The sequence below is a fragment of the Microvirga terrestris genome (genome assembly GCF_015694425.1).
Classification (GTDB): Bacteria; Pseudomonadota; Alphaproteobacteria; order Rhizobiales; family Beijerinckiaceae; genus Microvirga; species Microvirga terrestris.
On sequence record NZ_JADQDN010000005.1, the window covers coordinates 1 to 23,074 of the forward strand.

Sequence of the window (23,074 nt, forward strand, 5' to 3'; positions counted from 1 at the left end):
GCCCTCCGAAAAAGCGACAGGAGAATGGAATCACGCCAACCCAGCCCAATCAATGCCCGACTAAATCAACACTATCTGGCTGATTACTGACGTTTTCTGATTCTGGCAGTAGGGTTCGACCTGCGGGTGAAACTGATGCGATAGCAGGGGAAAAGCTCACTCAGTCGAGCTTGCTTCCCATCCGCTTCCCAATCCGGTTTTCTGGGAAGCATGACCAAACCCATTCAGCAGCTAAGTGCTTGATAAAGTTTGGTGAGCGCGCTGGGACTCGAACCCAGGACCCTCTGATTAAAAGTCAGATGCTCTACCGGCTGAGCTACGCGCTCCCAGGGGTGAGCCCGAGATAGGGGGTCTTAGGTCCTAGGTCAATCGAAAAGCCCTGCCTTGCAGTCGTATTCCTCAGGCGCAGAGCCCTAAAGGGCTAAGGCCCGGACACTCTTTCGCGAGGAAACAGCTTGGTGTCGGCCTAAGCTTAGTCTTCCGCCGCCATGGCCGTATTATCGGCGTGCTGACCTACTTCCGCTTTACTGTCCCGCTCACCCTTGGCCCAGCCTTCCTTGACCTCGCCGATATAGCTTTCGAGGCGGCCATCGGTGATGGCCTTGCGCAGGCCGGCCATCAGTTCCTGGTAATAGGCCAGATTGTTCCAGGTCAGCAGCATCATCCCTAAGATCTCGTTGGAGCGGACGAGATGGTGAAGATAGGCCCTGGAATAGGTGTTGGAGGCCGTGCACTTCGATTCCGGATCGAGCGGGCTCGTATCCTCGGCGAAACGGGCGTTGCGCAGGTTCATGCGCCCGTGGCGCGTGAAGACCTGGCCGTGGCGGCCGGCGCGGGTGGGCATGACGCAGTCGAACATGTCGACGCCACGGCGCACCGCCTCGACGATGTCATCCGGCGTTCCCACGCCCATAAGGTAGCGGGGCTTCTCCCTGGGCATATGCGGCTCGACCGTTTCGATCATCCGCAACATGACTTCCTGCGGCTCGCCCACGGCAAGGCCGCCGATGGCATAGCCCTTGAGGTCGAGATCAGCGAGTTCCCGGGCGCTCTCAATGCGCAGCCGCGCCACTGCCCCGCCCTGGACGATGCCGAACATAGCCTTACCGGGCTGCTCGCCGAACGCGACCCGGCAGCGCTCCGCCCAGCGCAGAGACAGGCGCATCGCCTTCTCGGCCACGTCGTCGGGGCACGGCAGCTTCACGCACTCGTCGAGTTGCATCTGGATATCGGAGCCGAGTAGGCCCTGAATCTCGATGGAGCGCTCGGGCGTCAGCGCATGGGTCGAGCCATCGATATGCGACTGGAAGGTTACCCCCGTCTCGTCGATCTTGCGCAGAGCCGACAGGGACATGACCTGGAATCCGCCGGAATCCGTCAGGATCGGGTAAGGCCAGTTCATGAAGTGGTGCAGCCCACCGAGCCGGGCGACCCGCTCCGCGCCGGGACGCAGCATGAGGTGATAGGTATTGCCGAGCACCACGTCGGCGCCAAGCGCTTTCACCTGGTCGGGATACATGGCCTTCACGGTCGCGGCCGTGCCGACCGGCATGAAGGCCGGCGTGCGGATGACGCCGCGGGGCATCCGGATTTCTCCGGTGCGGGCCGTTCCGTCGGTTTTGTTGACGTTGAAGGTGAAGGTCTCGGTGGTCATTCAGAAGCTCGGTCTAAGAGTGGATCCCCTTCCGCACGCCGGGGACAGAGATGGAACATCAACGCCGGAACAGAAGACTCGCATCGCCATAGGAGTAGAAGCGATAGCCTGCCTCAATTGCATGTGCATAGGCCGCCCCCATGCAATCGAGCCCTGCAAACGCCGAAACCAGCATGAACAGGGTCGAGCGCGGGAGGTGGAAATTGGTCATCAGGACATCCACAGCCTTGAAACGGTAGCCGGGGGTGATGAAGATCGCCGTATCGCCCGAAAACGGCGCGATGGTTCCGTCCTCCTGGGCTGCGCTTTCCAGCAGGCGAAGGGACGTGGTGCCCACCGCAACGACGCGCCCTCCCCTGGCCCTTGCCTCGTTGAGCGCGTGGGCAGTCTCCTCCGAGACGGAGCCCCATTCCGCATGCATCCGGTGCTCTTCCGTGTCCTCGGCCTTCACGGGCAGGAAGGTCCCTGCTCCCACGTGGAGCGTCACGAAATGCCGAGTGACGCCGCGATTGTCGAGGCGACGGAAGAGATCGTCGGTGAAATGCAGGCCGGCCGTGGGAGCCGCAACGGCGCCTTCGTCCTTGGCATAGACGGTCTGGTAATCCGCAAGGTCCTTGTCGTCGGTCGGTCGCTTTCCTGCAATGTAGGGCGGCAGCGGCAGTTCTCCGAGCCGGGCGATCGCCTCGTCGAGAAAAGCTCCAGCGAAGGAGAAGCGCAAAGCCACGTCGCCCCCCTCGCCTTTCTCCTCCACTTCCGCATCGAGCCGCACGAGCTCGCAGGCAGTGCTCTCGGAATCCTCGCCGAAGCGGATCCGGTCGCCCACATTCAATTTTTTTGCCGGCCGCGCGAAGGCACGCCAGCGGTCGGCGCCCTCGCGCTTGTGCAGCATGATCTCGACACGAGCGGCGGTCTCTTCGCGCACCCGAAGACCGTAGAGCCTGGACGGGATGACCTTGGTGTCGTTGAGCACCAGCACGTCGCCTGGCTGCAGCAGATCCGGCAGGTCGCGGACGATACGGTCCTCAAGACCGGATGCCGGCCGGACGACGAGCATGCGCGCAGCATCGCGCGGCTCCACGGGGCGGAGCGCGATGCTGGTTTCAGGAAGGTCGAAATCGAATAGGTCGACGCGCATTAGCGGCTTTTCTCCTCGTCATGGCCGCACTTGATGCGGCCATCCACGTCTTAAAGCGACAAAACGTGGATGCCCGGGACAAGCCCGGGCATGACGGATGAAGGTTGACTAGGTCTCAAGCCGCGTCCGCCGCGACCTTCATGGAGACGATGCGATCCGGATCGCGCACGGGCTCGCCGCGCTTGATCTTGTCCACGTTCTCCATGCCTTCGGTCACCTTGCCCCAGACGGTGTACTGCTTGTCGAGGAAGCGGGCATCGTCGAAGCAGATGAAGAACTGCGAGTTCGCGGAATGCGGGGCGTTCGTGCGGGCCATCGAGCAGGTACCGCGCACATGCGGCTCGGCATTGAACTCGGCCTTCAGGTCAGGCAGGTCGGAGCCGCCACTACCTGTACCGGTCGGATCGCCCGTCTGAGCCATGAAGCCGTCAATCACCCGGTGAAAGACCACACCGTCGTAAAAGCCCTTGCGGGCGAGCGTCTTGATGCGCTCCACATGCCCTGGAGCGAGATCGGGGCGCAGTTCGATAACCACGCGGCCCTTGCTGGTCTCCATGATGAGAGTGTTCTCGGGATCTGCCATGTAAATCTCCTTGGAATGGCTTGTATTTAGGGGATGCGGCCGCCGGTCTCCAGAGCATCGGACCAAAAGTGAGTTCCGCTTCTCGGTAACGCAGACCTTCGGCTCCGCAGGTTGCGTTAAAGGGGCTGGAATCTTTCCGTGGCTGGGGAATCGACGAAGCGGAAGGTGAACGGGCGACCAGCCACCGCCGCTCCGAGCTTGTCCGTGAACGGCATTGGCGAGCAACGTACCAGGGCCTCCCGCACGGCTCGCGTGAAGGCGTCCCGGTTGGCCGAATCCGGTTCGCCCTCCCGATAATGGGTGATCATGGGTTTGCCGAGCACCTCGCCGTTTCGCTTGAAGCTGATGCGGATCGTCACTGATTGGCCGGTATAGCCTACGCTCGTCGGCCGCCAGCAGGCCTGCATCGCACGCACGATGTCGCTGAGGGTGTCGACCCGCGTCGGGACTTCCTCGCCATTCGGGGGATAGATAATGCCGTTGAAGCTCTGCGGCAGGGACGGAGGCAGCTCGCGCCGGTCGTCGGGATCGCCGAACAACCCCTGGGCAAGCGCCGGCGGAGCCGGGCTCAGGCCCAGGAGAAATACGGCGATCCACGCTCCGTATGATCGCAGGTCGCGCATCACTTCGCGTCGGCGGCGAGCTGCATCTTCACGATCTTGTCCGGGTTCGACACCATGCCGTTGGCGGCCTGATTGCCCTTCTTGATTTTGTCGACCACGTCCATGCCGGACACGACCTCGCCGAACAGCGTGTACTGGCCGGTCAGCGGGCCGCAACCATCATAGCAGATGAAGAACTGGCTGTTGGCCGAATCCGGACTCTGGGACCGGGCCATACCAACCGAACCGCGCTTGTACTGGGTCTGGGAGAACTCGGCCGGGATGTTGGGCAGGTCGGACTTGCCGGTGCCGGTACCGGTCGGATCGCCCGTCTGGGCCATGAAGCCGTCGATCACCCGGTGAAAGACCACGCCGTTATAGAAGCCGCGCTTGGTCAGAGCCTTGATCTGCTCAACATGCTTGGGAGCAAGATCCGGGCGCAGGCGGATGGTGATGCGGCCGTCCTTGGTGTCGAGAAAGACCGTATTCTGCGGGTCGGCGGCCTGCTGGGCGGCAACTGGTACGAGGCCGGCGAGCACGAGCGCTCCGGCTGCGAGCAAACGCTTCATGGATGGATGTCTCCCTGTGGATGATGAAACTTATGGCCGCTTGAATCTGGCCGCCAGGCGCTCGGCGACAAGCCCCGGCACGAAGGCCGAGACATCGCCGCCCATCCCGGCGATCTGCCGCACAAGCGTGGCGGTGATGGGGCGCACAGCGGGCGAAGCCGGGAAGAAGAGGGTCTGGACCTCCGGCGCCATGGTGGCATTCATGGAGGCCATCTGGATCTCGTAATCGAAATCCGTGCCGTCCCGCAGGCCCCGCACGATGAGGCTTGCGCCGTGCCGGCGGGCGGCCTCGACGGCCAGATCGTTGAAGGTAACGACCTCGAGCGCGACGCCCCTCGCCTGCAGCATCGGCCCGCAGACGGCCTGGAGCATCTCGGCCCGCTCCTCGGCCGGGAAGACGGGCGCCTTCGAGGAATGGACTCCAATGGCGATCACGATCCTGTCCGCCACGCTGCAGGCCTGGCGGAGAACGTCCAGGTGGCCGTTGGTGACGGGATCAAAGCTGCCGGTATAGAGGGCGGTGCGTGTCATGAGGCCAAGGCGTAGCCGGATTGGGGCCGCCCTGCAAGCCGTGCGGTGGCACACTGCGGGCCGGACGGGAGCGTGGAATATTCCAGCTAACCTAAAGTCAAGGTTTCAGGAGAGCACCATGATCTTCCGCCTCTGCATCGTATTTGCCACCGCCGTAGCCGTACTGAGCCCGGCTGCCCTGGCGAGCCTGAGTTAAGCGCAAGCAACGAAAAGCCAGCCTTCAAGAATACTCAAAGGCTGGCTCAATCCATATCTCCGTCTAATCTTCAATGATCAAATCACGAAGAAATCCTTGTAGGTCATGGTGAGCTTCTTGGAGAGCGTGGCGATCTCCACCGCCTTGCCCTTCCCCGAGCCGTCGGCATCGTAGTAGAGTACGCCCTTGGTCTTGTCGTAGACGATGTAGTCGTTCTTGTCCTTGGCCTTTGACCCAATGGTGAAGAAGTCTTTCTTCATCTGTGAAGGCTTCTGCTCCGAACCGCTCTTGCCGAGCTTGGCGAAGACCTTGTTGTCGAGCCAGATCGAATCGTCCTTCACCTTGAAGTCGACGAGTTTGTCCCGGTTCGTGTTCTTGTTAGCCTTGGTGTCGAACACGAAGATGTCGCGGCCCGCATCACCCCTGAGCGTATCGATGCCCGACCCGCCCCAGATCCGGTCGTTGCCCGCACCGCCATCGAGGTCGTCGTTACCTGCCAAACCTTTCAGGATGTCGTCGCCAAGCAGCCCTTTGAGGATGTCCTTGCCTCCCGAGCCATTCAAGGTATCGTTCCCATCCGTACCGGAGACGGGGTCCGGCTGCGGAGTAGGCTCAGGGCCGAAGCTGATGCTTGAGGTGGCCTTGGCAACACGTCCTCCGGCATCCTGCAGGGTGAACTCCACCTTGAGCGAGCCTGACGATGGAGGGGTAAGATCATATGAATAACTGATCGATCTGATAACTTCCTGGACATGTCCGACCGTGGCATGTCCGTTGAAGCTGAAGTGCAGGCTTCCTTCGAATGTTTCACGAAAGACGCTGCCGATCTCAACATTATCGTAGAAAAGCCTGTTCTCGCCCGCGGAATTCGTCCCCCCGATCTTCAGGTGCGAACTCAATTCCATGTCGAGAATATCGAAGATGCCGTGCTTTCCGACGAGCTTGACGACCAAGCTTTTCAGATGGCCCTGAGACGTGAGAGCGGCATTGGATCCCACATCGACGATCGCTTCGCCGCCCTTGTAGGAGATCGCGTCACCATCGAGCGCCGTCAGGACCGGCCCCGATGCCGTCGAAACCCCCGCGGCATCGGTGATGATATCAATGCCCTGGTCATAGAGAGCAACGCGCTGCTCTGGCGTCAGCGTGCCGTTTTGAATGCGGACATGGGTTCCGCGTACCGCAGGCTTGATCAAGCTCGCGGTGGCGAAGTCGGAGACATCGATTTCCGCATTGGCCGTCTCCGGCTGGATGACGAGATTGCCGATGAAGCTCTTCCCGAGCAGATTGATCTTCGATCCCACGATCATCACTTGATCGAGGTGCTCGGAACCATCGCTGTCGATGGTGGTCACGTCCGCCAGCTGATCCGCGCGGATGCGTATCTTCGCTACCTCGATAACGCCTTTGATGATTTCAATGTTCTTGAATGTCGTCAAAGTGGTGAAGTCGAAGGTCTGCGGGTAGAGAAGGTCTCTCAACTCCAAAGTGTCAATTCCACCACCACCATCGATCGAACCGCTGCTAAGCTCAGCTCCCCGCACCGAAAAGATCTGGGATTGATCGGTTCCTACAATATTGACCGGCATGTTACGCCCTTATAAAAAACAAGCTGCCCATGAAATGCTACACTGTTTCTTATAACGCAACCTTTATCGCTCCTCAAAGGTTGTGGCGCGGCATCGCATCACAAAAAACCCGCCGGCTTACGCCAGCGGGTTTCACAGTCTTGAACGAGTAGAAGATCTTACTCTTCCGCAGCCTCACCACCCTCGGTCGCGGCGTCATCGACGCCTTCGACCTCCTCGGCGTCCTCGCCCTCGATGTGCTCCACCGAGACCACCTTTTCCTTGTCGCGAGTGGAGAAGACAGTGACGCCCTGCGAGTTGCGGCCGACGACGCGGATGCCTTCGACTGGCACGCGGATCAGTTGGCCGCCGTCGGTGACGAGCATGATCTGGTCCGAGCTCTCCACCGGGAACGACGCCACCAGCTTGCCGTTGCGGCTGTTGACCGCCATGGCCGTGATGCCTTTGCCGCCGCGGCCGGTGATGCGGTACTCATAGGACAGCGTCCGCTTGCCGTAGCCCTTCTCAGACAGGGTCAGGATGCACTGCTCCAGCGCGCTCATCTCGGCATAGCGCTCCTGCGAGAGCGAGACGTTCTCGGCTGAAGCTTCCTCTGCCTCATCCGAGGCATCGGCATCCGAGCCCATCTGCTCGCCGGTGACCGCGCGGCGCATCTTGAGATAGGCCGCCCGCTCCTCGCCGGTCGCTTCCACGTGGCGCAGGATCGCCATGGAGATGATGTCGTCGCCCTGGGCCAGATTGATGCCGCGCACGCCCATGGAGTCACGGCCCTTGAAGACACGCACGTCCGTGACCGGGAAGCGGATGCACTGACCCTTGGCCGTGGTAAGCAGCACGTCGTCGTTCTCCGAGCAGATCTGCACATCGACGATATGCTCGCCTTCATCCAGCTTCATGGCGATCTTGCCGCCGCGATTGACCTGGACGAAGTCCGACAGCTTGTTGCGGCGAACCGTGCCGCGGGACGTGGCGAACATCACGTCGAGCTTGTCCCAGGACGCCTCTTCCTCGGGCAGCGGCATGATGGTGGTGATGCGCTCGCCCTGCTTGATGGGCAGCATGTTCACCAGGGCCTTGCCCTTGGCGTTCGGAGCCGCCAGCGGCAGGCGCCACACTTTCTCCTTGTAGGCCTGGCCCTCGGACGAGAAGAAGATCACGGGCGTGTGGGTATTGGCCACGAACAGGCGCGTAACGAAATCCTCGTCGCGCGTGGTCATGGCGGAACGGCCCTTGCCGCCGCGGCGCTGCGCCCGGTAGGTCGAGAGCGGCACGCGCTTGATGTAGCCGGCATGGGACACGGTGACGACCATGTCCTCGCGGGCGATCAGGTCCTCATCGTCGAGATCGGAATCCCAATCGACGATCTGCGTCTTGCGCGGCGTCGCGAAGGTGTTGCGGACATCCGTCAGCTCGCCCTTGATGATGCCCATGATGCGCTCGCGCGAGCGCAGGATGTCGAGATAATCCGAGATTTCGGCAGCAAGCTTCGACAGTTCGTCGCCGACCTCGTCCCGGCCCAGAGCGGTCAGGCGCTGCAGGCGCAGGTCGAGAATGGCACGGGCCTGGGTCTCGGAGAGACGGTAGGTGCCGTCCTCATTGATCCGGTGGCGCGGATCGTCCACCAGCGCGATCAGCGGCGCAATGTCGTGCGCCGGCCAGTCGCGGCCCATGAGGGCTTCGCGGGCGGCGTTCGGATCCGGCGCGGTGCGGATGAGGCGGATGACCTCGTCGATATTGGCGACCGCGATCGCCAGACCGCACAGCACGTGGGCACGCTCGCGGGCCTTGTTGAGCAGGAACTTGGTCCGGCGCGACACGACTTCTTCGCGGAAGTCGACAAAGGCCTGGATCAGGTCCTTCAGCGTCATCAGCTCGGGACGGCCGCCGTTGAGCGCCACCATGTTGCAGCCGAAGCTCGTCTGCAGCGGCGTGTAGCGATAGAGCTGGTTGAGCACAACGTCGGCCATGGCGTCGCGCTTGATCTCAATCACGATGCGCATGCCATCGCGGTCCGACTCGTCGCGCAGGTCCGAGATTCCCTCGATCTTCTTCTCGCGCACCAGCTCGGCGATCTTCTCGATCAGCGAGGCCTTGTTCACCTGATACGGGATCTCGGTGAAGATGATCGCCTCGCGGTCCTTACGGACCTCCTCGATCTCGGACTTGGCCCGCATGATGACAGAGCCGCGGCCCGTGGTGTAGGCCGAGCGCGCGCCGGCGCGGCCGAGGATCAGAGCGCCGGTCGGGAAGTCCGGTCCGGGAATGATCTCGATCAGCTCTTCCGCCGAGATGCCGGGATTATCGATGAACGCCAAGCAGCCGTCGATCACCTCGCCCAGATTGTGAGGCGGCATGTTGGTGGCCATGCCGACCGCGATGCCGCCGGCGCCGTTGACGAGCAGGTTCGGGAAGCGCGCCGGCAGAACCGACGGCTCGTCCTTCGACTCGTCGTAGTTGGGCGTGAAGTCGACCGTGTCCTTGTCGATATCGTCGAGAAGCGGCATCGCCGCCTTGGCCAGACGGGACTCGGTGTAGCGCATGGCCGCCGGCGGATCGCCGTCCACGGAGCCGAAATTGCCCTGCCCGTCCACGAGCATCAGGCGCAGCGAGAAGTCCTGCGCCATGCGCACCAAAGCGTCATAGATCGCGCTGTCGCCGTGCGGGTGGTACTGACCCATCACGTCGCCGACGATGCGGGCGGACTTCACGTATTTCTTGTCGGGCGTGTAGCCGTTCTCGTGCATCGAGTAGAGGATGCGCCGGTGCACGGGCTTGAGGCCGTCGCGCGCATCGGGCAGAGCGCGGCTCACGATCACGCTCATGGCGTAATCGAGATAGGAGCGCTTCATCTCATCGACGATGGAAATGAGCTTGATGTCGCTCGCCGGCTGGTCCCCGCCGGGGCCGCCGGGGCGGATATCGTTCGGATCGGTCAAGGTTGGTCTTTCTTAAAACGGTCTGCCCTTTCGCGAGAGGCGGCTTATCGATGCCGCTTCGTCAAGCCATTCGGCAGGCCCGCGAATCCAATTGAAATCAGGCTCTTACATGGGGGAGAACGCCGCGTTTTTCAAGCTTTTTGACGGGTTTTCCAGAGGCAACGGGAGGGCGAAAATCCGTTTACGTTTCAGCAACTTATTGTCTGACGACGCACTACTGAGCGCCAGCATGCGCCTGTGACCATTTCGCAGAGCTGCAGATGGGCTGAAAACCTGTCTGAGACGTTCCACTTAAATCATTGTTTTAATTGAGATCTGCCATACCGTCTGCCGGACGGCGCGAGCCGATCCGAGGTTGAGAATAGGATCAAGTGCCGGACCCTCCCGCTGTGATCTCTGCAAAGGCGGGGATCCAGAACCACGCCGTCTCAAGAGAGGGCGAGCAGCGTCGCGCCTGTGCCGCATCGTCAGTGGCTATGGATCCCGGACTCGGCTGTGCCGCCCTGGGATGGCGTGCTTTGCTGGGCTTGCGCTCCCGGATCGGCTTTGCCGTCCGGAGTGACGCGGGTGGTTGGGGTGTCAAACAGCCAGCACCTTTTGGCCCGCAGCCTAAGCTGCGAGCCTGAAGGTTGGTCGAGGGTGGCGCTCAGGGCAGCCCGGCTCGCTTTGGATGGAAGATGTAAGAGCCGAACTGCTCTTCGCGCACGGTTTGTTTCAGCGGACCTGGATCAAGCCAGGATCGGCCACCCGCGATCACAGGGGTGCGAGCCCTGCGGCGGGACCGTGTCTGCTCCCACACTGCGACGCCTCGCGAGCGCGCCCCTCACAGGAACAGATCTAAGCAACCTTATAGCCGAGCTTAGGACAACTGTCAAGAACAAATAGAGAACAAAATTTCGCCGTCATGGCCTGGCTTGTCTTGGCCATGATCGTCTCTAGGACCGTGGCGTCTCAAAGACATAGATCATCGGAACAAGACTTGGCCGACATTTATGATGCTCTTCTGAATGCCTTAAGCTGAAAAATGGGATTTGCCCTTACTTCTCGTTCTCACCGATGCGCCAAGTGACATTGACTGATGCTGAAAATTCCAAGGTAGCAGGCGGGACGATCTGGACCGTGTAAGGGCCATCCGCCCGTCTCAAAGGGAGATCAGCCATCCCGTCGATAGGCCGCGCCTCACCATCGGTGATGGCTATGATTTGTCCAAGCTTCAGATTCACAGGCTCCGCATAGGCTTGGGCCTGCTCACGAGCGTCCAGCATAGCAGCCCGACGCGCCTGATTGAGAGCGGCACGCTCGTTGCGTACATAAAACTGAACACTCGAAATCTCGAATAGACCGGTTTCCGCAAGCTTCGATATACTCTGGTTGAGTTTATCGAGTGACGACATGCCGACGGAAAAGGTGGTTACTGCTGTATAGCCCTCGACAAGCGACTCTGGACGTCTTCCTTGTGTGACTTCTGCTGGTGTCAACTGGCGCGGGACTCGCCGCTCATTGACCCTGAAATTACTTTTCTCGATGGTCAGGCCATCGGCCTGCAAGCCCTGCAACGCCTTTAAAGCGCGTGAGGCACGCTCCTCATGCTGCTTGGTTGCTGCGTCAAGCGTGCGTCCATCTGTCGAAACGGTTGCTCGGAAACCAGCTTCCTCGGGCCTGGCTTCATAAGTTCCTTTGCCGAGCACAGTTAGGACGGGCTGCGTCTCAGATTGCGCAAAACTCGGGATAGCAAGGGTGAGGACGGCAAGAACAGCAAGGCAGATTGTGCGAACCACGAGATTCATCCGATGAACAGCAGCATAGGTCGAGAGCTTTCAGTCATCTCAACTTATATGTAATTGGATTACACAACAACCGCTGTCATGCCTTGGTAGCCACAAGGCAAAATAACCCTAGAAGGATCTAAACCTTCAGCAGGATTGCCGTCGTATCGTCGCTAACCTTGAAGCGCGGGTAGAGCTTTCCATCCGGGTCGCGCTGGGTCTCGACCTCTCGCGCCAGCTTTGCCAAAGGCTCAAGGCCGGACGTGAGCGCTGCTTCTATCAGCGCCTTGGCATCCATAGCCCGATAGAGATCGACCAGGGCTGAGAAGCCATCTGACGCAAGCAGGATCACCGCGCCGTCCCCACAGGGCGCCGTCTCGTGTCGCAGGCGGTCGACGGCGTCCGGGTTGAGGCTCAGCAAGGCCTGCAGATTGCCGCCTTTCCGCTGCCGCTCGCGGCGCTCCCCGAGCCAGGCGAGGAAGACGGGCTCGGCGAGGATGGCCGTGGGCCGGGAGCCTGCCTGCCGCATCAGCTCGGCCGCCTTGGCGGCCTCCGCCTCGCGCAGGCCGGAGGCATCGCCAAGAACCTGCAAGGACCCGTCAGGCTGGCGGACATAAGCCGTGGTGTCGCCGAAGGTCCAGGCATCGAGCACGCTCCCTCTGCGGCGCACCAGCGTCATGGCCCCGAGCGGCCAGGCGACGAAATCCTCATGCCGCTCAGCAGGCGCGATGGCCCGATAGATCGTCCGGGCTTCCTCCATGACATGGCGCAGAAGGGTCACGCCGTCCTCCGCATGAGGCGCGAGGTCCGAGAGCCGCTCGTCCGCGAAGGTTGCGAGCCATGTGGCATCGCTGGCCCCGTGCATGACAGGCGTCGTCCCGGGAAAGATCGACGTGTCGATCACCCAGGCCCAATCGCCTGAGACGCCGCAGATGTCCTCATTGGGCTTGTCCGGATGACCCGGCCAGCTGATCCGATCCAAAACCGTGAACATTATCGCTCCGCCCCTCGCCAAACATCCTCGAGAACGCCATAACGCAAAGCTTGAAGGAAGGTCCAGCCGATGCTCCTCGACTATATCTCCGCCGCCCTGGTGACCATGCTCGTCACCCTCGACCCGCCAGCGCTTGCGCCGATCTTCGTCTCGCTGACCCGGGGGATGAACGCGGCGGAGCGGCGCCGGGTGGCCGTGCGGGCGAGCCTGATCGCCTTCGGCATCCTGGCCTTCTTCGGCCTCGGGGGCGAGGTTCTGCTGCGCCTGCTCGGCGTCGGCATTCCGGCCTTCCGCATCTCGGGCGGCCTGCTGCTGTTCTGGATCGCCTTCGAGATGGTGTTCGAGCGCCGCAACGAACGCAAGCAGCACACGGCCGACATCGCCATCACCGAGGACCACATCCGCAATGTCGCGGCCTTCCCGCTCGCCATCCCGCTCATGGCCGGGCCCGGCGCCATCACGGCCGTGATCCTGCTCGCCGGCCGCGCCAACGGCAACGTGGCCTATCTCTCGGCCCTACTCATCCTCATCGCGTTAGGGATTTTGATCTGCCTCGTGGTGTTCTCTGCCGCCGACCGCGTCTCCCGCTGGCTCGGCGTCACCGGCAACGTGGTCCTGACCCGGCTGCTGGGCGTGATCCTCGCTGGGCTCGCCGTTCAGTTCATCATCGACGGCGTGCTGGCGCTGATCCGCGACTGGGCGACTTAAGCCTGTCGCGCGGGGGCGTCCCTGGTCAGGATCGACATCCCATCGTCGATCACTTCGAGCATGGACCAGCCCAGCCGCTCGTAGAATGAGCGCCGGTGCGGTCCTGACAGGAGGTAGACCCGCCCTGCCCCGGAGCGGAACACGAATTCGGCAGCCCTTTCGACGAGTGCCGCGCCTATTCCCCGTCGCCGGTCTTCCGGCTCGACCCAGAGCGCCGCAACCCATGGGGTGTATTGCGGCCTCGTGTCCTCGTCAGAGGCAATGATCGAGACGGTGCCGACGAACCGATCCCCTTCATGAGCCACCAGGGCCGTGGGGATCGGGCCCGGTCCGAGGTTTTCCTGCACGAGACCCGTGAGCAGGCTCAATGGGTGACCCTTGTCTTTCCAGAAGGCACGCCAGACGCGATCCGCGACCGCCTTGGCGAAGTCCGGCCGGTCACGCAGATCGCTGATCGCGATGCTGCTCAGCGCAGGGTCTCCAGCAGGCGTGTCATGAGCCTTTGGCGCGGGGCAATGGAGGAGATGAGGCCGTACTCCTGGAGGGTGTGGGCGCCGTCTCCGTCGATGCCGAGGCCGTCGAGGGTCGGGATGCCGAGCGCTGCCGTGAAGTTGCCGTCCGATCCACCGCCGACCCGGGGCGCGGAGACGAGATCGAAGCCGATCTCGGCGGCCAGCGACTTGGCGTGGTCGAAGAGTTTGGACGTCGCCTCATTGCGCTCATAGGGCGGCCGGTTCATGCCGCCGGTGATAGTGATCTTGAAGTCTGGATTCTGGGGCTTCAGTCCCAGGATCGCCGCCGTCACAGACTCACCGTCCGCCACGGTCTCGACCCTCAGGTCCACCGGGAAGCGGCAATGCTGCGGAATGGTGTTCATCGCCGTGCCGCCGGATACCATGCCCACCGTTGTGGTGATGCCGCGCGCGTAATCGGTCATGGCCTCGATGGCCAGAATCTGGCGCGCCGCCTCGTAGATGGCATTGCGGCCGTCCTTGTGGCGCGAGCCTGCATGGGCAGGCCGGCCTTCCACATGCACGTCGAAGCGCCCGACGCCCTTGCGGGCCGTGACGATCTGGCCGCCGTCGCGGGCAGGCTCGGTCACGAGGGCATAGGCCGAGCGGCGCCCGAGTTCCTCGATCATCGGCCGGGTGATCGGCGAGCCGATCTCCTCATCCGGCGTCACCAGGAAGGTGATGGGCCGCGCTGCGGTACCCCGGCGCGCCACATCCTTGAACGCCTCGAGGCAGAACCAGGCCCCGCCCTTCATGTCGTAGATGCCGGGCCCATAGAGCCGATCACCCTCGACCCGCATCGGCAGATCGTGCTCGATGGTGCCGACCGGATGAACCGTGTCGAGATGCGACATGACCAAGATACCTGGCTCGCTCGTCTGAGGGCCAGCCCGCAGCATCAGCACATCGCCCAGGCCATCCGTGCCCGGAATGCGCTCGACCGCCACCGGCGCGTCCTGCATCTGCGCGACAACGAGGTCCATCATCAAATTGACGCCGGCCCGGTCGCTGGTCGGGCTCTCGGTGCGGATCCAGGTGAAAAGCGTGTCGAGGGATGGGGAGGAGCGGCTCATGATCTCTTCGTTCCGATCGGTCATTACCCTGGCTAATCTTCCCTGGCGGGAACATCAAGCCCGCGAACGGATCATGGTGGGCATGCATGTTAGGAAAGTACGTCCATATGACGCAGCTGTGCTTTCCCGCTACCTTATTACGCTAAGGTGAAGTAAAGGACGAAGCATAGCAGCCTCACAAGGTTTCAAGAAAAATGGCACGCAAGATTGGTTCTCTCAGCAGAAATTTTCTCGAAGGAACAAGTGTTTCCGACACGATCTACGGCGACAGCAGCGGCACCCGCAGTTCAGGCACTACCGCAGGCGATTCGCTTCATGGCTATCATGGTGCAGATTATCTTTACGGCGATGCAAGAACGCTCCGGCTGACGGCGCGAGCAGGCGGCGATTCGATTTGGGGTGGCTTCGACGGCGACACTGCCTATGGCGACGCGTATACCATGAGCTATTCGGCCAGGGGCGGTTCGGACAGGATCTGGGGCGAGTACGGCTACGACAAGCTCTATGGCGATGCCCGCACGATGTCCGGTTCCACACGGGGCGGCGCCGACAAGCTCTATGGCGGTTACGACAACGACATTCTGTTCGGCGATGCCTATACCATGTCGTCAACGGCGGTCGGAGGTTCGGACAGCCTTTATGGGGAGAACGACAATGACTCCCTCTACGGCGATGCACACAAGCTGACCGGCTCCGCCCGGGGTGGCGCAGACCTCCTGTCCGGCGGAAACCACGAGGACAGGCTCTATGGCGACGCCTATACTCTGGCAAGCCGCGCCATCGGCGGAGCGGACACGCTGAACGGCGACAGCGGAAAGGACGTTCTCTACGGAGATGCCCGCTCGCTCATCAACTCTGCCACAGGCGGAGCCGATACTCTCAAGGGCGGCAGCTCGGAAGACGACCTCTATGGTGACGGCTCTTCCATGCGCGAGTTCGCCATCGGCGGCAGCGACAGGCTCTATGGCGGCTCCAGTAACGACCGCCTTTATGGCGATGCCTATACGATGTCCGAGTATGCGATCGGCGGTTCCGACTATCTTTCCGGCGAGAGCGGCAACAACCTGCTTTATGGCGATTCCTACAGCATGATCGGCGCGTCGGCCGGCGGGAACGACTCACTCTATGGGAGCACAGGCAAGGATACGCTCTATGGCGATGCCGTGTCCCTGAATGACCAAAGCCGCGGCGGCCACGACTACCTCAATGGCGGCTCGGGCGACGATGTGCTCTACGGGGACGCTCAGGTCACGGGCGCTTATGCTGGATACGGAAACGATTCAATGTATGGCGGCGCTGGAAACGACCGCCTCATTGGCGACTCGTCCTACGGAGGGACGGGTGCGGATTACCTGAACGGCGGCAGCGGCAACGACACCATGGATGGCGGCGGTGGCCGCGATCTCTTCGGGTTCGACCTCTCGTCCGGCAGGGATACGATCCAGTACTTCCGGCCAGGAGAGGATCAGATCGACCTGCGAGCCTGGCGCTTCGCCTCCTTCGAGGCGCTGAGCATTGCTCAAAAAACGGACTATTCTGTCGTCTACCTGTCTGGGACAAGTCACTACATCAAGCTCGAGAAGGTCTTGAAAGCACAGCTTACAGCCGTCGATTTCATCCTCTGAACGAAAAGGCCCGGATACTCTCCGGGCCTTTTGCATATCTGCACGACGCAAGCGCCGGTCTATTCACTAGACCACGAAGAAGTCGTGGTAGTACAGTTTGGTCTTGTTGGTGATGGTGGCGATCTTTATCTGCGCCTTTGCGCCGGTGCCGTCCTGGTCGTAGTACAAGGCACCGGTCTTCTTGTCGTAGACGATGCGATCCTCGGCATCCTGGGCCTTCTTGCTCTCAGTGAACATGTCCGACTTGAACTTCTTCGGCTTGGAGAACGTGCCGGAACCCAGCTTGGTGAAAACCTTGTTGTCAAGGTAGATGCTGTCGTCCTGGTAACGGAAATCCATCACCTTATCGACATTGCTGCTCTTGTTGAGCCGGCTGTCGAAAACGAACACATCCTTGCCGCGATTGCCGGTGAGTTGATCGTTACCACCACTGCCGTAGATGGTGTCGTGGCCATTCTCGCCGCTGAGCACATCCGCGCGGGCGGTACCGCGGATGGTGAACGGGGTGGTCTCGCCCGTGTCATTGGTCACGGTGATGTTCATGTTCAGGCTCGTCACCCCGCCAAAGCCGTCGCTGGCCTGGATCGTCACCTGGTGCACGGGCTTGGTCTCGAAGTCGAGCGGACCATTGACCACGAGCTTGTTGCCGTTGATGGCGAACGAGCCGCTCGATCCAGGAACTAGGCTGTAGGTGAGCCTGTCACCGTCTGCGTCTGAGGCGGCCAGCGTACCCACTTCCACATTCCTAGGTGCGTTCTCCACGATGCTAGCCTGCGACAGGGACAAACTGGTCGGCGCAGCGTTTTTGAAAGCCTCAACACTATCCTGGAACTGAAGCACGCGCACGTTCTTCAGAACATCAATGCCATCCGCCCCAGTGACAGTCACATCGAGACTGCCGTCTGTCTTACGGTTGATCTGATATTGTGAGCGATTGCCGGAGAACACGGCCGTGTCCGACCCTCCTCCCCCGTCCAGGGTGTCGTTGCCGGCTCCGCCGATGAGAGTGTCGTTGCCGTCGCCGCCATGGAGGTCGTCATTCCCACCCGCGCCATTGAGAAGGTCCATGCCTTCCAAACCCGATAAGGCATTGCCCTGTCCATTGCCGGTCAGGGAGTCGCCGTAATTCGAACCCTGTAAGCCGCTGATCTCGATATAGACGTCACCCGCAGCAGCCTCGCCCCTGTTGAGCGCGCTGTTCGACAGGTTGGCCGTCACACCCGAGGTCGCATCCATGTAAGAGGCCCAATCGAGGCCGTCGTCGACCTCTTCACCACCAATCAGGGTATCGGCCCCACTACCGCCACGCAGGATGTCATCGCCTGCCCCGCCATGGATATGATCGTTGCCGCCGCCTCCATGCAGCACGTCGTTGCCGCCGAGACCAGATAGGGAATTGGCCTGTCCATTGCCGGTCAAAGAGTCTCCATGGTTTGACCCCTGCAAGTTACTGATCTCGATGTAGATGTCGCCTCTAGCTTCATTGTTGTCACCGACGTTATTATTGCGATCCGATAGATCCGCCACTACACCTGAGGCTGCATGTATATACGAGGCCCAGTCGAGACCGTCGTTCACTTCATCGCCACCGATCAGGGTGTCTGCCCCAAGACCGCCAATCAGAATGTCATCGCCACCGCCGCCGAGCAGCGTGTCGCTTCCGCCAGCGCCATTGATGATGTCATTCTCACTTGAGCCAATATAATGCTCTTCCAATCCAGAGCCCGTCCAGTTCATTCCGTCGCGGGAATCCAGGATTTGCGCGCGCAGGCTCGTTGATGCACCAGCGCCCTCATTATTCCATCCAACGATGAATCGCCCATCGATCAGCACCGTGATCGTCGGCTCGGTCTGCTTGTCCTCTACATCATTGTGAACCAGAAGCGGCTGCCCATCGGGCACGCCGTCGGACTTATATGTCCGGGCCCAGATATCGTTGTTCTGTCTGTAGGCAAGCGCAAAACCGCCGTTGGGCAGGGCAGCAATCACTGGGTCACGGATTTCAGAATTTGCCGCGACCAGATCATAGGCAGCCTGTGAATTGCCATTGGATCCGTAAACTATCGCCCTGACTTTGTGGATACTATTTTCTTGGATTTCTTTCCAGGCAACCATGAAGCGTCCACCCGGCAGAGCCGCCACAGATACACTATCCGTGAGCGGAGCTATATCGATCGAGCGATAAGTTACGCCTCCACCGGCTGAGTGAATCTGAACGAGAATTTGATCCAGTGCCGTGTCCAGGGCAGCCGTAATGAACTTGCCTTCAAGGGTCGATCCTGCCGGCGCGCCAACGATGGTAGCGCCCCCATACGATTGAAAGTTCGTACCGGGAAGGTTAAAATTCCGGGGCTCACCCTGTCCATCGAAGAATTGCGCGCCGACGCCCTCGCCGGCGCCGCCATGCTTAGCCATGACCACGAAGCTGTCGCCAAAGGATTCGATATGGGCCGCGATGTAGCCCCCCTCGGGAGGGCGCGAAACATCGTGGATCGCAATGCGCTCCGCAGACGTAGGGTTCCCATCCGCATCTAAGGTTCGCACCCTAATGTCGGAGTTACCCCCGTTTTCGAAGTCGAGCCAAGCAACGGCAAACCCACCATTTTTCAGAGCGGTGACAGCCGGAAACATTTGATTCGAGGGTGTTTCATCAACATCGTTAATTTTGAAACTTGGCCCTCTACCGGAGCCATCGGCATTGTAGAGCTGCGCATATACATCGAACTCGCCGTCGTTGAATTCGCTCCAAACCGCAACGAAGGTCCCATTCGCGAGTGCAGCCACTTGCAGATTGTACTTTTCGCCACCGCCGACATCTATGCGATCTCCCCACTTTGAGAGCGTAGCCATTACAAGTTCCTCCAGCTATCCCGACAGGGTCATAAATCTATATAACATTGCGTCAATCGTTCATTCTCAGATTTCTGAGAGTGCCGATGTGCGACGTCGCACAACCCTATGTCGTCGGAATATTCTACCCTAGATGGAAAGAATGAAGGGTTGGATGGCTTAGAACTGGAGTTCATATAGGGATATGAACTCGATACTACACGCGCTCAATGCTGTGCCGCATCCAGCGGGATCGACAGCAGGACCCTGCCCGCTTCATCGACGACCTCCAGCTGCCAGCCATGCCAGTCGACATCGTCGACTTCGCCTTCCTGCTTTAATTCCTGGATAGCTTTCAGAGCTTGGTAATGGGCTGCTTCGAGATCCGAGACCTCGATGCCGGTCTCGTCGAGGATCCGTTCGTGCGTGTGCACAAGATGAAAATAACAGTGCACGCCAGAGCAACCTCAGCGATGTTCACTCAACCTATGAACTACTCATAAATGAGCAGTTTCCATGCATTGACGCAAGGTAAGTTTTCAGTTTCGCATCGAGCTAGTTATCGGATCGAAGAGTTTCGTCCTGAAACACCGTCTCACCGATACAGCGCCCAAGCTTAACAATGAGCGTATCTTCACATCAAGCTTACAAATATTTTTTTCCTGAAGTTGGCGGGCTGAACATTATGGCTCACCATCCTGACCCGCCAATGAACCTTCCATGGGCAACATTACGGTGAAAGTCGAGCCTCTTCCCTCCTGGCTCACGACATGGATTTTCCCGCTATGAGCATTCACAATCTGATTGGCCAGGGCTAATCCCAGTCCCACGCCATTGACAGAGGTTGTGCGTCTTGAGCGAAAGAACGGTCGGAACAGGAGTGGCAAGTCCTCCTCAGGAATGCCAACGCCATGATCCTTAATAGCAATCGCGAAATTACCGCCGACGACAAACCCTTCAATTTCGATGGCGCTTTCGAGAGGGGAATACTTCGCCGCATTGCCGATCAGAAGCTCGAACACCTGCTCCAAGAGGAGAGGATCGCATCGGACGGATGCGCTCTTTCCCTTCTTGATCTTGAAGCGTCGTTCCGGCTGATGAGTGCGAACCTGCTCACATGCGATTGAAACCAGTTCGGTCCAGTCGCATTCACGCTGTTGAAGCTTGGTGCGTCCGTCCAGCTGAACCCGGCGGATCAAGGATTGAACCAATGCAGACAGTTGAGCCACAGCCTGTCTCATGCGGGTCGCCCGGACTATGATCTCGTCGGGTGTCATCTGACCAGCACTGTGAATCATCCGTTGCGCGGAGGAATCAACCTGGGTCAGCGGAGCAATGAACTGATGGGCGAGGAGCGACAGAAGATCCGGCAAAGGCACATCATGAGTATGGGTCGAAGGCTCCAGCTGGCGGGCCGCACCTCCTGGAATGCAGCTGACCTCTGGCATTGCATCTTCGAACTCAAACGAAGACGAACACCTAGGTCTTCTGACTATCGGTTCCGATTGAAGCCCCTCTGCCACGGCAGCACCTTCTCCCATCCGAGCCGGTTGAAATGGTTACCTTATGGGACAGGACACCACATCACCCATTCGGGTGAAATTCCCCTCTTTTCAGAGAGGCAAGTGCGATGAGAGAGGCAAGTGCGACAAGAGCGGCCTTCGAGGTTTTCTTTGCTGTTTGATCGCCAGTTCAGTCAGCAGATCGCAAGCGAAGCATGGTCTGACTGAGGGCCAACCTGATGAGTTCGGCTTGCCGCGATGTGTTGGTTTTGCTGAAGAGGCTACTCATTTGAGTTTTGACTGTATTGCGGCTCAAACCTGTCCGATTGCAGTAGTCGGCGACACTTTCGCCTTCACAGAGAGCTCGTAGAAGGCGCTCTTCGGCAGCCGTGAGTTTGTAAGCTGTCCGGAGACGCTGGAGCGAGGCTAAATCGTCAGCAACACGGCTCTGAACGACCAGGACTGCCCCAGGCGAACTTGACCAGAGCACATTTGAGGAAAGAGGATTAAGGAAAGCCTGGACCATCGTCCCATCACTCTGGTGGATCATGAAACTCGTGCCGGTACGGCTGTCGAGCACCTTTCGCACGAGGTCCGTGAAGTTTTGTCCTTGATTCAACTGAAGATGGAGCCGGCCCGCGTGAAGGCGAAAAGTCCCTTGATTACGCATTAGCCTGAGCGCTGCTGCATTCGTCTCAAGAACGACGCCTTGGCGGCTAACCAAGAAAACCGCTGCTTCGAGGTGTTCGAGAGCAATGCGCCCAGCGGATGCGGCAGCTTTGCCAAGTTCCAGCTTCTGCGTAAGTCGGGCTGCCCTGCCGACATGCGGCAGCAAACTTTGAACGAAGGCCACTTCCTCAGGCGTGAAGCGCCCCAGGCGCGACGACCGGTTGTAGCCTGCAACGATGCGTGCGTTTTCGTCTATCGGGATCCAAACACCACAAGCATGGTGGAAATCCTGTGGAGCCGCCCAGTCGTTATAGTACTCGCTCCTATGCAACTCATCCTTATCGACCATATTGACGTCCAAGACCACTTGAGCCGGCGGCACCTTCCCGATCAGCCGCGGGTAGAGAACACTGACCTTGTAATAGTAATCCTGATAGATCGAGAAATACCGCTCATCGAGACTATGGCTCAGGAAGAGCTTGGATTGCGGCGGCGGCAGACCAGAAACATACAAGCCATGGGCACTGTGGAGCAGAGCTCCGGTTCGGCGCCCAAAAAGATCCCAGCTACCAGGCTCCAGGGAGTAAATGATTTCGAGCAATTCGTTGTAAGCGTCATTGAGGTTCATGGGAGCCACCAGAACGAATGACGCAATTTGAGCGAAGGCGCGTTGAAAGAACAAGTCAGAACTGAAATTCTGACAGTGGAGAGATGCGCTGACGCTCTTACTTTTTGGTTCCTTCAACCTACAGTTTTGCTATCGAGGATAAGTCGACCTCCGGAACTGGGCGGATATCTCTTCTCCATCAGGATGCTTTCCGAGCAACGCGACCTCAAGAACTGTGCAATTCTGCAGCATATCGATCGTAAGTCACTGCAAAGGCTGCCCCAGAGGGCAGCCTTTGTATCAGAGCAGGACAACTAGAACGGGATGTCGTCGTCGAGATCGTTGTAGCGCGAACCGCCGCCGCCACCGCCGCTGCCACCGCTGCCACCGGCAGACGGAGCCGGACGCCGGTCCTGCGAGGGCGAGGATCGTCCGAAGTCGCCGCCACTTCTGATCTGGCCCGGCTCCTCGTCGCCGAACTCGGACCCGCCACCACCGCGGCTGTCCAGGATCGTCAGTTCACCGCGGAAGCGCTGCAGCACCACCTCGGTGGAGTACTTCTCCACCCCCTGCTGGTCGGTCCACTTGCGCGTCTGCAGCTGGCCCTCCAGGTACACCTTCGAACCCTTCTTCAGGTACTGCTCGGCCACACGGGCCAGGTTCTCGTTGAAGATCACCACCGAGTGCCACTCGGTCTTCTCCTTGCGCTCGCCGGATGCCTTGTCCTTCCACGTCTCGGAGGTGGCAATCCGCAGGTTAACCACCGGATCCCCGCTGCCCAGCCGGCGAACCTCCGGGTCGCGCCCCAGATTGCCTACCAATATCACCTTGTTCACGCTGCCCGCCATCGGAGCCACTCCTCATTCACATGGGGCTGTTGTGGGGCCGGAGGGAGCACGGAGCAAGCCGGCGCCTGAGTTCTGCACAGGCCTGTCCCCAGCTTAGGGATGCCGTTCCTTTCTGCGTCGTTAAAGGCCGCCAAACAATGCAAGCA

Annotated in this window: 19 protein-coding genes and 1 tRNA gene; 2 read left to right on the forward strand and 18 right to left on the reverse strand. The window is 60.2% G+C overall.

The genetic code is table 11. The annotated features are described in order from the left end of the window. Positions 1-250 precede the first annotated feature (250 nt). The 11 genes from I2H36_RS11180 to I2H36_RS11230 all read right to left on the reverse strand — a co-directional run bounded on the left by I2H36_RS11180 (position 251) and on the right by I2H36_RS11230 (position 12,555). Positions 251-326: transfer RNA gene (locus I2H36_RS11180), tRNA-Lys, on the reverse strand. 146 nt (positions 327-472) lie between these two features. Continuing rightward, positions 473-1,654 carry a tRNA guanosine(34) transglycosylase Tgt gene (tgt, locus tag I2H36_RS11185; protein WP_196263987.1) on the reverse strand — a complete coding sequence of 394 codons (1,182 nt, stop codon included), beginning with the start codon at positions 1,652-1,654 and terminating at the stop codon, positions 473-475. A gap of 58 nt (positions 1,655-1,712) precedes the next feature. Beyond that, the gene (gene queA / locus I2H36_RS11190) at positions 1,713-2,789 is read right to left on the reverse strand and encodes a tRNA preQ1(34) S-adenosylmethionine ribosyltransferase-isomerase QueA (protein WP_196263988.1); all 1,077 of its coding nucleotides are present in this window, start codon (positions 2,787-2,789) and stop codon (positions 1,713-1,715) included. A 115-nt stretch (positions 2,790-2,904) separates the two neighbouring features. Continuing rightward, positions 2,905-3,372 carry a peptidylprolyl isomerase gene (locus I2H36_RS11195; protein WP_196263989.1) on the reverse strand — a complete coding sequence of 156 codons (468 nt, stop codon included), beginning with the start codon at positions 3,370-3,372 and terminating at the stop codon, positions 2,905-2,907. A 116-nt stretch (positions 3,373-3,488) separates the two neighbouring features. Next, entirely contained in the window at positions 3,489-3,995 is a 507-nt protein-coding gene (locus tag I2H36_RS11200; protein ID WP_196263990.1) for a cell envelope integrity TolA family protein, read from the reverse strand. Then, positions 3,995-4,543 carry a peptidylprolyl isomerase gene (locus tag I2H36_RS11205; protein ID WP_196263991.1) on the reverse strand — a complete coding sequence of 183 codons (549 nt, stop codon included), beginning with the start codon at positions 4,541-4,543 and terminating at the stop codon, positions 3,995-3,997. Before I2H36_RS11205 ends, I2H36_RS11200 begins: the two co-directional genes overlap by 1 nt. A gap of 30 nt (positions 4,544-4,573) precedes the next feature. Continuing rightward, positions 4,574-5,074, reverse strand: coding sequence for a pantetheine-phosphate adenylyltransferase (gene coaD / locus I2H36_RS11210; protein WP_196263992.1), 501 nt, complete (start codon positions 5,072-5,074; stop codon positions 4,574-4,576). Positions 5,075-5,347: 273 nt separating this feature from the next. Then, positions 5,348-6,751, reverse strand: coding sequence for a calcium-binding protein (locus I2H36_RS11215; protein WP_196263993.1), 1,404 nt, complete (start codon positions 6,749-6,751; stop codon positions 5,348-5,350). 266 nt (positions 6,752-7,017) lie between these two features. Then, the gene (gene gyrA, locus I2H36_RS11220) at positions 7,018-9,795 is read right to left on the reverse strand and encodes a DNA gyrase subunit A (protein ID WP_196263994.1); all 2,778 of its coding nucleotides are present in this window, start codon (positions 9,793-9,795) and stop codon (positions 7,018-7,020) included. 1,037 nt (positions 9,796-10,832) lie between these two features. After that, positions 10,833-11,582 (reverse strand): SIMPL domain-containing protein, encoded by a 750-nt coding sequence (locus tag I2H36_RS11225; RefSeq protein WP_210331048.1) that lies wholly within the window; start codon positions 11,580-11,582, stop codon positions 10,833-10,835. A gap of 118 nt (positions 11,583-11,700) precedes the next feature. Next, positions 11,701-12,555, reverse strand: a complete 855-nt coding sequence (locus I2H36_RS11230) for a PP2C family serine/threonine-protein phosphatase (protein WP_196263996.1) — start codon at positions 12,553-12,555, stop codon at positions 11,701-11,703. Positions 12,556-12,624: 69 nt separating this feature from the next. Here I2H36_RS11230 and I2H36_RS11235 point away from each other — a divergent pair, with 69 nt between their 5' ends. Next, the gene (locus I2H36_RS11235) at positions 12,625-13,263 is read left to right on the forward strand and encodes a MarC family protein (RefSeq protein WP_196263997.1); all 639 of its coding nucleotides are present in this window, start codon (positions 12,625-12,627) and stop codon (positions 13,261-13,263) included. Here I2H36_RS11235 and I2H36_RS11240 read toward each other — a convergent pair. Both I2H36_RS11240 and I2H36_RS11245 read right to left on the reverse strand, forming a co-directional pair. Further along, on the reverse strand, positions 13,260-13,631 hold the full coding sequence (locus I2H36_RS11240) for a GNAT family N-acetyltransferase (RefSeq protein ID WP_425523301.1): 372 nt from the start codon (positions 13,629-13,631) through the stop codon (positions 13,260-13,262). The genes I2H36_RS11235 and I2H36_RS11240 overlap by 4 nt on opposite strands. Before the next feature lie 98 nt (positions 13,632-13,729). Beyond that, positions 13,730-14,848, reverse strand: a complete 1,119-nt coding sequence (locus I2H36_RS11245) for a M20 family metallopeptidase (protein ID WP_196263998.1) — start codon at positions 14,846-14,848, stop codon at positions 13,730-13,732. A gap of 194 nt (positions 14,849-15,042) precedes the next feature. On the opposite strand from I2H36_RS11245, the gene I2H36_RS11250 reads away from it, so the two are divergent. Then, positions 15,043-16,473, forward strand: coding sequence for a calcium-binding protein (locus I2H36_RS11250; protein ID WP_196263999.1), 1,431 nt, complete (start codon positions 15,043-15,045; stop codon positions 16,471-16,473). A gap of 66 nt (positions 16,474-16,539) precedes the next feature. Here I2H36_RS11250 and I2H36_RS20330 read toward each other — a convergent pair whose 3' ends face one another. The 5 genes from I2H36_RS20330 to I2H36_RS11275 all read right to left on the reverse strand — a co-directional run bounded on the left by I2H36_RS20330 (position 16,540) and on the right by I2H36_RS11275 (position 22,928). After that, positions 16,540-19,323: a cadherin domain-containing protein gene (locus I2H36_RS20330; protein ID WP_196264000.1), complete on the reverse strand. Its 2,784-nt coding sequence runs from the start codon at positions 19,321-19,323 to the stop codon at positions 16,540-16,542. Positions 19,324-19,529: 206 nt separating this feature from the next. Then, positions 19,530-19,757, reverse strand: a complete 228-nt coding sequence (locus I2H36_RS11260) for a DUF6894 family protein (protein WP_196264001.1) — start codon at positions 19,755-19,757, stop codon at positions 19,530-19,532. A 228-nt stretch (positions 19,758-19,985) separates the two neighbouring features. After that, positions 19,986-20,750 (reverse strand): sensor histidine kinase, encoded by a 765-nt coding sequence (locus I2H36_RS11265; RefSeq protein WP_196264002.1) that lies wholly within the window; start codon positions 20,748-20,750, stop codon positions 19,986-19,988. A gap of 244 nt (positions 20,751-20,994) precedes the next feature. Further along, the gene (locus I2H36_RS11270) at positions 20,995-22,101 is read right to left on the reverse strand and encodes a helix-turn-helix transcriptional regulator (RefSeq protein ID WP_196264003.1); all 1,107 of its coding nucleotides are present in this window, start codon (positions 22,099-22,101) and stop codon (positions 20,995-20,997) included. Positions 22,102-22,394: 293 nt separating this feature from the next. Next, entirely contained in the window at positions 22,395-22,928 is a 534-nt protein-coding gene (locus I2H36_RS11275) for a single-stranded DNA-binding protein (RefSeq protein WP_196264288.1), read from the reverse strand. Between the last annotated feature and the right edge of the window lie 146 nt (positions 22,929-23,074).